Below are 7,908 nucleotides of genomic sequence, written 5' to 3'. Positions count from 1 at the left end.
GGCTAAGGCAACGAACTCTTTTTTCAGGCTCATGGCGTCTCTCGTATTCCAGGGCATGATGGTTTTCCGGCGTAGTTAGCTCGCCGAAAAGTGTCAACCATGTCCCCGTACACCCGTCAACCATGTGTCCGGTCCGTACAAAAAGCGGCAAAGTAACCAAAGCGCTCTGCCCCGCCTGTCGGCACCTCGCCTAGGCTCGGTGTTCCCTCACTCCGGCAGCACGAAGCGGGCCGCCGCGACGGGCCATCCATGGCCCGGCGCGGCTAAACCGGCGTCCTGCCGGTTTACCCGCTGCGCAATACCTGCGTTCGGCCTCGGGCTTATTGGGGCAGTCAGATCAAGATCAAGATCAAAAGCACGGCGGCCTGAAAGCCGACCTGAGTGTTGAAAGCCAGATCAAAAGCCAGAGCGAAGGTAGAGCTGCTCTTCTGTAGGAGCTGGCTTGCCGGCGATGCAGACACCTCGGTGCATCAGGTACACCCAGTTGATGCCATCGCAGCGATGCGGCGACCCGACAAGCCAGCTCCCACATTTGAACCGTGCCCGCTTTAGCTTTTGATTTTGATCTTAGGCACACCGAGCCTAGGCGAGGTGCCGAGTGGTGGGGCAGGAGCGTTTTGCTTGCTTTTGACTGGGCCGGCATTCCGGCTGTTCAAAAGTGACCCGCTGTAAGAGCGGAATCCTAGGTGGTCGTTACCTAAATAACGGATATGTACCGCGACCCATCCCCCGCAACTCCCTGGTGAAATAACGGCTCGGTACCTCACCCAACACACGCTTGAACACCGTGGCAAACGCACTCGGGCTGCTATACCCCAGATCCAGCGCCACCCTGGTCACCGGTTCCCCATTGCCCAGCCGCACAATCGCCGCCAGCAAACAGGCTTGCTGGCGCCATTGCAGGTAACTGATCCCCGTGGCCTGGCGGAACTGGCGGGTAAAAGTCCGGCGGCTCATACCCGCGCCGAGGGCCATGGCATCAATGCCGATTTCCAACGAAGGCCCGGCCAGGAACTCTTCGCAAGCCTTCGCCAATCGAGGCTCGGCCGGCAACGGCGCACACAGCGGCAGCACCGGCATCCGGGCGATCTCGTGCAGCAGCAAGCCCATCAAATAGCTGTCGCGGCCACCCATCGCGTAACGCGCAGGTACCTCGACGGCCTTCTCCAGCAACTGCCCAAGCAGCGGCGACACATCCAGCACCTGGCACTGTTGCGGCAACTCCAGCCGCCGCGCCGCCTGCGGGCGAATGTAGGTGTTGAGCATCGTCACCGGCCCGCGCATCAGCATGGCGTGGGACACATGCGGCGGCACCCAGATCGCGCGGCGAGGCGGCACCACCCAGTTACCGGTGGCGCTGTAGACGGTAATGACACCCTGGCTGGCATAGGCCAACTGGCCTCGCGGGTGCGCGTGGGCGGGGAACAGTTCGCCGTCGGCATAGTCGATGGCGGTCACGACCACGTCGCGCGGGGTGTTTTCGTAGGGATGAATATCGGGCATGGCCTGATTCTAGCCTTTGTTGACCCACAATCGCAGGCGGGCCATCGCGGTTTACGAAAAAATCTATCGGATGCACGGCCTCCTGTCGTGCCACCGAGTCAATGGACCCGTCACGATGAAGCAAAAACACCTGTTACTGGCCGTCCTGGTGACGGCTGTGTGGGGACTCAATTTCCCCATTACCAAACTCGGCCTGGCCGAGATCAACCCGCTGTTGCTGACGGCCCTGCGGTTCACCCTGGCGGCGTTGCCCTGGGTGTTTCTGGTGCGCCGGCCCCAGGTCGCGGTGAAGTGGCTGGCGGCCTATGGCTTGATATTCGGGGTGGCGATGTGGGCCTTGATCAACCTCGGGATCGCCATGGGCGTACCCCCTGGCAGTGCCTCGCTGCTGATCCAGTTCAGCGCATTCTTCACCCTGGGCTGGGGCGTGCTGCTGTTTCGGGAAAGCCTTTCCCTGGCGCAATTGATCAGTGTGCTGCTGGCGGCCATGGGGTTGGCAGGCATGCTGCTGGGCGTGGTGGGGACGGCCACGCTGCTGGGGTTTGCCCTGGTGCTGTTCAGTGCCCTGGCCTGGAGCATCGGCAATATCATCATCAAGGTCTCCGGGGTGCGGGAGATCTTTGCCTTCGTAGTCTGGGCCAGCCTGTTTGCGCCGTTGCCGCTGGTGCTGTTGACGTGGCTGCTGGATGGCTCGCAAGCCTTTATCGCTTTGCCTGCTCAACTGAACGGCGTGGCGTTGTTCTCGCTGGCGTTCCAGGTGTATGGCGCGACGCACTTCTGTTACTGGGGCTGGAACCTGCTGTTGCGCGAGTACCCGGTTTCCCGGGTGGCGCCCCTGTCACTGCTGATCCCGGTGTTCGGCATCGTCAGTTCAATGCTGATCCTGGGTGAGCGCCCCGGGGTTTCGCAGTGGCAGGCCATGGGCTTGATCCTCTTGGCCCTGATCGTCGGCCTGAAGAAGGGGCGCCCGTTGTGGGTCAGGCAGGACGGTCACGCTTGAGCAGGCCATACAGCGCGCTGTCCGAGATCTCGTCGCCGACCACCCAGCGCTCGCGCAGCAAGCCTTCGCGGACGAAACCCAGGCGCTCAAGCAGCTTCGCGGAGCCCAGGTTGCGTGGGTCAATGTCGGCTTCAAGGCGGCGCAGCCCGGCGGTGTTGAACCCATGGTCGATCACGGCGCGGGCGGCTTCGCTCATGTAGCCCTTGCCCCAATACTGGCGGCCCAGGGTAAAGCCGATTTCAGCGCGGCGGCATTGCTCGTCGACATTGAACAGGTCGCAACTGCCGATCACCTCGCCGGTGGCCAGCAACTCCACCATGCACACCAGGTCTTCACCGGCAATCGATGCCTCCATCAATTGGCCGAAGCGTTCAACGGCTTGCTCGGCGCGGGTCATGGTGGGAAAGGAAAAGTAGCGCATGGCCTCGGGGTCGGACCAAATGGCAAACAGCGCGCGCCAGTCATCCTGATGGGGAGGGCGCAGGCCCAGGCGTTCGGTGGTGAGAAGTACGGGGGCGAAAAAGGGCAGGGTCATCATGTGCTCGTCCGTGAAGATCACGGGCGCAATCCTGCCGGGATTACGGGCGTTATACAAGCATCAGGAACAGGCCGTATCGTCCAGCGCCTGGGCCGGCAGCGCGCCGGTGGTCTTGATGGTTTTGGTGACGATATAGGTGAAGTAGCGCTCGATGGCCAGGTCTTCCATCAGCAGTTGATCGATGAAACGCTGGTACTGGTCGATGTCGGCTGCGCGGATCATTGCGATGTAGTCCACGCCGCCGCCGGTGGCGTAGCAGAACTCCACGTCGGGGGCGTCGCTCATGCGTTGTTCGAAGCGGCGCATGTCCTGGGCGGTGTGCCGGGCGAGGGTGATTTCCACCAGCAGTTGCTGACTCTTGAACACCTGATTCCAGTCGATCACCGCGCGGTAGCCCTTGACCAGGCCGGCACTTTCCAGCTTGCGCACGCGCTCCCAGGCGGGCGTTACCGAAAGGTTGATGGCCTCGGCCAGGCTCGATTTGGTGATGCGCCCGTCCTCGGAGAGGATACGCAGGATTTTCAGGTCGTAGCGGTCAAGCTTGTGCATCGGCAACGAACTCCAAAGGCGCACGGACCCTGTAGGAGCGAGCTTGCTCGCGATGAGCCTGAGGACGACGCGTTAATTCAGGATTAGCACGTTATCGTTCACGACCATCGCGAGCAAGCTTGCTCCTAAGGGAAACTCATCAGCCCAACACTTCCCCGGCCACCTGGTCGATCGCGCCTTTGGTGATGTCGACGATCAGGTCTGCCTCCGCCCTGGTCAAAATCAGCGGCGGCGCAAAGCCGAGGATGTCGCCGTGTGGCATGGCCCGGGCGATCATCCCGCGTTCCAGGCAGGCCGCCGAGACTTTGGGGCCGACCTTGAGCGCAGGATCAAACGGCGTGCGTTGCTCACGGTCGGCCATGAATTCCACGGCGGCGAGCAGGCCGTCGCCGCGTACTTCGCCCACCAGCGGGTGACCTTCGAGGGTTTCCCGCAGGCGACGGTTCAGGTACCCACCGACTTCGTCGGCGTTCGCCGTGAGGTTCTCCCGTTCCAGGATATCCAGGTTTGCCAGCGCCGCCGCGGCGCAGATCGGGTGCCCGGAGTAGGTCCAGCCGTGGCCCATGGCGCCTTCGTGGGTCGAGGCCTTTTCAATCACGTCCCACACCTTCTCACCGATGATCACCGCTGACAGCGGGGCATAGGCGCTGGTCAGCCCCTTGGCCGTGGTGATCAGGTCCGGGCGCATGCCGTAGCGCTGGCTGCCCATTTTCGAGCCCAGCCGGCCGAACGCGCAGACCACTTCGTCAGCGATCAACAACACATCGTACTTGTTCAGTACCGCCTGGATCGCCGCCCAGTAACCGGCCGGGGGCACCACGATGCCACCGGTGCCCATTACCGGTTCGCCAATGAACGCCGCGACCGTGTCCGGGCCTTCGGCGAGGATCATTTTTTCCAGCTCATCGGCGCAGTAACGCACGAACGCAGCCTCGCCCATGCCCGCCGGTGCCTTGCGGTACCAGTGCGGGCAAATGGTGTGCTGGATGCCTTTTTCCGGCAGGTCGAAATGCTGATGGAAGGCGGCGAGGCCCGTGAGGCTGCCGGTCATGATGCCTGAGCCGTGATAGCCGCGATCGCGGGAGATGATCTTCTTCTTCTGCGGACGGCCCAGTACGTTGTTGTAGTAACGCACCAGCTTGATCTGGGTTTCGTTGGCGTCTGAGCCGGACAGGCCGTAGTAGACCTTTTTCATGCCTTCGGGCGCCCAGTCCATGATGCGGCTCGACAGCTCGATGATTGCCTCGGTCGAGTGACCGACATAGGTGTGGTAGTAGGCCAGCTCCTTGGCTTGCTTGTAGATGGCGTCGGCAACTTCGGTGCGGCCATAGCCGATGTTCACACAGTACAGGCCGGCAAACGCATCGATGAATTCGCGGCCTTCGTGGTCGCGAATGCGGATGCCCGAGGCGCTCTTGATGATGCGGCCCTTGAGTGCGCCGCTGGCGTGATCATGGGCGTGGGTGGACGGGTGCATGAAGTGCGCGCGGTCTTGTTCGAACAGGCTGTTGAATGCTTGGCTCATGGTTGCTCTCCTTGGAATTGGCCTTGGTGATGCAGGCAAAAGTATTTGGTTTCGACAAAGGCTTCGAAGCCCTCGGCGGCGCCTTCACGGCCCAGGCCCGAGGCTTTCATGCCGCCGAAGGGAATCGGGTGACCGGTGAATTTCACCCCGTTGACCGCGATCATGGCGTGGTCGAGGCGGCGGATCAGCGGGTAGATCAGGTCCAGGCGGTTGGAACAAATGTAGGCGGCCAGGCCGTACTCGGTGTCGTTGGCCATTTCGATGGCCTGGTCAATCGAGTCGAACGGCAGCACCCCGGCAATCGGCGCGAAGTTTTCTTCGCGGTAGATGCGCATTTGTGGGGTCACGTCGGCGAGTACCGTTGGCTGGTAAAACAGCCCGCCCAGGGCGTGGCCTTCGCAGCCCACCAGGCGTTGCGCGCCCAGTTCCAGGGCGTCGGCCACGCGTTCGGCGGTGACGTCGAAGGCGGCCTGGTGCATCAACGGGCCGATGTCGACGCTTTGCTCTTGCCCGTCGACCAATGCCGGGCCGACCCGCAACTCACGCACGGCGGCAGCGAAGCGGCTGAGGAATTCGGAGTAGATCGAACGGTCGACCATGATCCGGTTGGCCGCGCAGCAGTCCTGGCCGGAGGTCTGGAACTTGGCCTCGACCGCGACTCTCACTGCCAGCTCAAGGTTGGCGTCGGCGCAGACAATAAATGGCGCATTGCCGCCCAGTTCCAGCGAGACCTTCTTCACGTCCTGGGCCGCCGCCTGCAGTACCAGCTTGCCGACCCGGGTCGAGCCGGTGAAGCTTACCGAGCGCACGCGGGTGTCCTGCACCAGGGTTTGCATGGCCATCTGTGGCTCGCCCAGCACCACGTTGAACACGCCCGGCGGGAAGCCGGCTTCTTCGGCCAGTTGCGCGAGGGCCAACGCCGAGTAGGGCGTTTCATGGGCCGGCTTGACCACCACCGTGCACCCGGCGGCGAGGGCGGCGGCGGCCTTGCGGGTGATCATGGCCGAGGGGAAGTTCCATGGGGTCAGCAGGGCGCAGACGCCTACGGGTTCCTTGACTGTGCCCAGGTGCGCACCGGGGATATGGCTGGGGATATTCTGGCCGTACAGGCGGCGGGCTTCTTCGGCGAACCACGGGATGAAGCTTGCGGCATAGGCGATTTCGCCGCGGGCTTCGGCCAGCGGTTTGCCTTGCTCCTGGCTGAGGATGCGGGCGAGATCCTCCTGGTGTTCGAGGATCAGTGCCGCCCAGCGCCGCAGGATCGTGGCGCGGGCATCGAGGTTCTGTTCACGCCAGGCGGAAAACGCGCGGTGGGCGGCGTCGATTGCGGCGACAATTTGCGGTTTTTCCAGCATCGGCACGTGGCCGATCAACTGTTGGTTCGCCGGGTCATGTACGGCGATGGTGCTGGCACTGGCGCTGTGGACCCAATGGCCGTCGACGTAGCACAGGGCTTTGAACAGCAGCGGGTGTTTGTAGGTCATCGGGGTCACTCCGGATGGGCTGAGTGGGTGCAATGCTAGGGCAGGAGCAGGCGCGGGATTGGTGGTTTGGTGGGGGTGGGGCAGTGGGTTTTTTCTGATTGCGCCCGCCAAAACAGTTATTTTTGCGGCGGGTGAAAATCGACTGTGGGAGCTGGCTTGCCTGCGATGGCGACGGTGAATTCAACATCGCTATCGCAGGCAAGCCAGCTCCCACATTGAATCGGTGCTACTTGGCGGTTTTTGCGGTGGCCACCCAGCCGTCAAACGTCGCTTTGTTTTCCTTCATCCAGTCCTCCGCCAGCTTGCGAATGTTGCGTTCGCTGGAGCCGTCGGCGCTGATGGTTTTTTCCCAATAACTCCAGGTTGCCTGGGAAAACGTCATCTGCTCCACCAACTTCTTGATCGCCGGATTCGCCGCGATGAATTGCTTGTTGCCAATCGCATACCAGTTCCACGCCGCCATCGCCATGCGGCATGGATCAGCCCCGCCGGCGCACCCGGCAACCCCGGGCGTCAGTGCCGAAGTGGTGCTCGGCACATTGCCCGGCAACGCATCAAACGGCGTCGGCAGCCACACCACGTCCTTGCCCGGCACCATGGTGTTGGTCATCCACGACGGTGCCCACGCATAGAAAAACACCGGCTCGCCACGTTTCAGCCGGGCGACGTTTTCGAACATCAGTGCTTCGTATTTGCCGCGTACCGGGTTAACCGTGTCCTTGAGACCGAACTTGTCGAGCTGGTAATCCACCACATCGCCACAGCCCCAGCCCGGATCACAACTGATCAGGTTGGCCTTGCCGTCCTTGCCGAACAGCCCGGCGATTTTCGGGTCCTTCATTTGTTCCAGGCTGGTGATGCCGTACGCGTCGGCGGTTTTCTTGTCGATCATGTAGCCGTTATAGCCCGCGCCCGTAATGAAGCCCGAGCCCACCACTTCGGTACGGTCCTTCACCTTGTCAAAGCTCGGTTGCAGCATCGGCAAGGTCACGTCCATCGACAGGTCCAGGTCGCCCTGGGCCGCGGCGGGGAAGAACAGGGTGGTGTTGACGGTGCTCAACTTGCTCGCGTAGCCCAGGCGCTTGGTGGCCTCGATCGCGATTTTGGTCAGTACGTAGTTGCCGCCGGTGCTTTCCGATTGCACGAAGCGGATGGTCTTGCCGGTGCCCGGCAAATCCTCGGCCCACACCTGCGTACTTGCCAGGTACAACACTGCTGCAAATCCAAGCAAGGCTTTGAATGGATGCATCATGATTTCCTCTTTTTTTTCTCGTTATGGTTAGGGTTGGCAGTCAACAACGGGCATTCA

General features: G+C 62.1%; 7 protein-coding genes. 1 reads left to right on the top strand and 6 read right to left on the bottom strand.

What is annotated here, in order from left to right:
- Positions 1 to 693: 693 nt before the first annotated feature.
- A complete protein-coding gene (locus tag ACIOMR_RS22945) occupies positions 694 to 1,503 on the bottom strand; it encodes an AraC family transcriptional regulator (protein ID WP_401196533.1) in 810 nt (269 codons plus the stop codon).
- Between the two features lie 115 nt (positions 1,504 to 1,618).
- Between ACIOMR_RS22945 and ACIOMR_RS22940 the strand changes: the two genes are divergently transcribed.
- Positions 1,619 to 2,503 carry an EamA family transporter gene (locus ACIOMR_RS22940; RefSeq protein WP_177023254.1) on the top strand — a complete coding sequence of 295 codons (885 nt, stop codon included), beginning with the start codon at positions 1,619 to 1,621 and terminating at the stop codon, positions 2,501 to 2,503.
- Here the strand turns inward: ACIOMR_RS22940 and ACIOMR_RS22935 are convergent.
- The 5 genes from ACIOMR_RS22935 to proX all read right to left on the bottom strand — a co-directional run bounded on the left by ACIOMR_RS22935 (position 2,481) and on the right by proX (position 7,851).
- On the bottom strand, positions 2,481 to 3,041 hold the full coding sequence (locus ACIOMR_RS22935; RefSeq protein WP_250884666.1) for a GNAT family N-acetyltransferase: 561 nt from the start codon (positions 3,039 to 3,041) through the stop codon (positions 2,481 to 2,483). The genes ACIOMR_RS22940 and ACIOMR_RS22935 overlap by 23 nt on opposite strands.
- Before the next feature lie 60 nt (positions 3,042 to 3,101).
- A complete protein-coding gene (locus ACIOMR_RS22930) occupies positions 3,102 to 3,590 on the bottom strand; it encodes an Lrp/AsnC family transcriptional regulator (protein ID WP_003219468.1) in 489 nt (162 codons plus the stop codon).
- Between the two features lie 139 nt (positions 3,591 to 3,729).
- Positions 3,730 to 5,115, bottom strand: coding sequence for an aspartate aminotransferase family protein (locus ACIOMR_RS22925; protein WP_401196529.1), 1,386 nt, complete (start codon positions 5,113 to 5,115; stop codon positions 3,730 to 3,732).
- Complete coding sequence (locus ACIOMR_RS22920) at positions 5,112 to 6,599, bottom strand: NAD-dependent succinate-semialdehyde dehydrogenase (RefSeq protein ID WP_087693083.1); 1,488 nt, start codon at positions 6,597 to 6,599, stop codon at positions 5,112 to 5,114. The genes ACIOMR_RS22925 and ACIOMR_RS22920 overlap by 4 nt, the downstream gene beginning before the upstream one ends.
- A 226-nt stretch (positions 6,600 to 6,825) precedes the next feature.
- The gene (proX, locus tag ACIOMR_RS22915) at positions 6,826 to 7,851 is read right to left on the bottom strand and encodes a glycine betaine/L-proline ABC transporter substrate-binding protein ProX (protein WP_023842851.1); all 1,026 of its coding nucleotides are present in this window, start codon (positions 7,849 to 7,851) and stop codon (positions 6,826 to 6,828) included.
- Between the last annotated feature and the right edge of the window lie 57 nt (positions 7,852 to 7,908).

Origin of the sequence: Pseudomonas sp. NPDC087814, from assembly GCF_044742865.1 — a bacterium.
Taxonomy (GTDB): Bacteria; Pseudomonadota; Gammaproteobacteria; order Pseudomonadales; family Pseudomonadaceae; genus Aquipseudomonas.
The sequence above is the reverse complement of the archived record's forward strand: the minus strand, read 5'-3'. Positions and strand labels throughout refer to the sequence as shown.

Bases quoted from the DNA above. Each gene is read 5' to 3' on its own strand.
- proX (WP_023842851.1), bottom strand. From the start codon at position 7,851: ATGATGCATCCATTCAAAGCCTTGCTTGGATTTGCAGCAGTGTTGTAC.
- ACIOMR_RS22920 (WP_087693083.1), bottom strand. From the start codon at position 6,599: ATGACCTACAAACACCCGCTGCTGTTCAAAGCCCTGTGCTACGTCGAC.
- ACIOMR_RS22940 (WP_177023254.1), top strand. From the start codon at position 1,619: ATGAAGCAAAAACACCTGTTACTGGCCGTCCTGGTGACGGCTGTGTGG.
- ACIOMR_RS22925 (WP_401196529.1), bottom strand. From the start codon at position 5,115: ATGAGCCAAGCATTCAACAGCCTGTTCGAACAAGACCGCGCGCACTTC.
- ACIOMR_RS22930 (WP_003219468.1), bottom strand. From the start codon at position 3,590: ATGCACAAGCTTGACCGCTACGACCTGAAAATCCTGCGTATCCTCTCC.
- ACIOMR_RS22945 (WP_401196533.1), bottom strand. From the start codon at position 1,503: ATGCCCGATATTCATCCCTACGAAAACACCCCGCGCGACGTGGTCGTG.
- ACIOMR_RS22935 (WP_250884666.1), bottom strand. From the start codon at position 3,041: ATGATGACCCTGCCCTTTTTCGCCCCCGTACTTCTCACCACCGAACGC.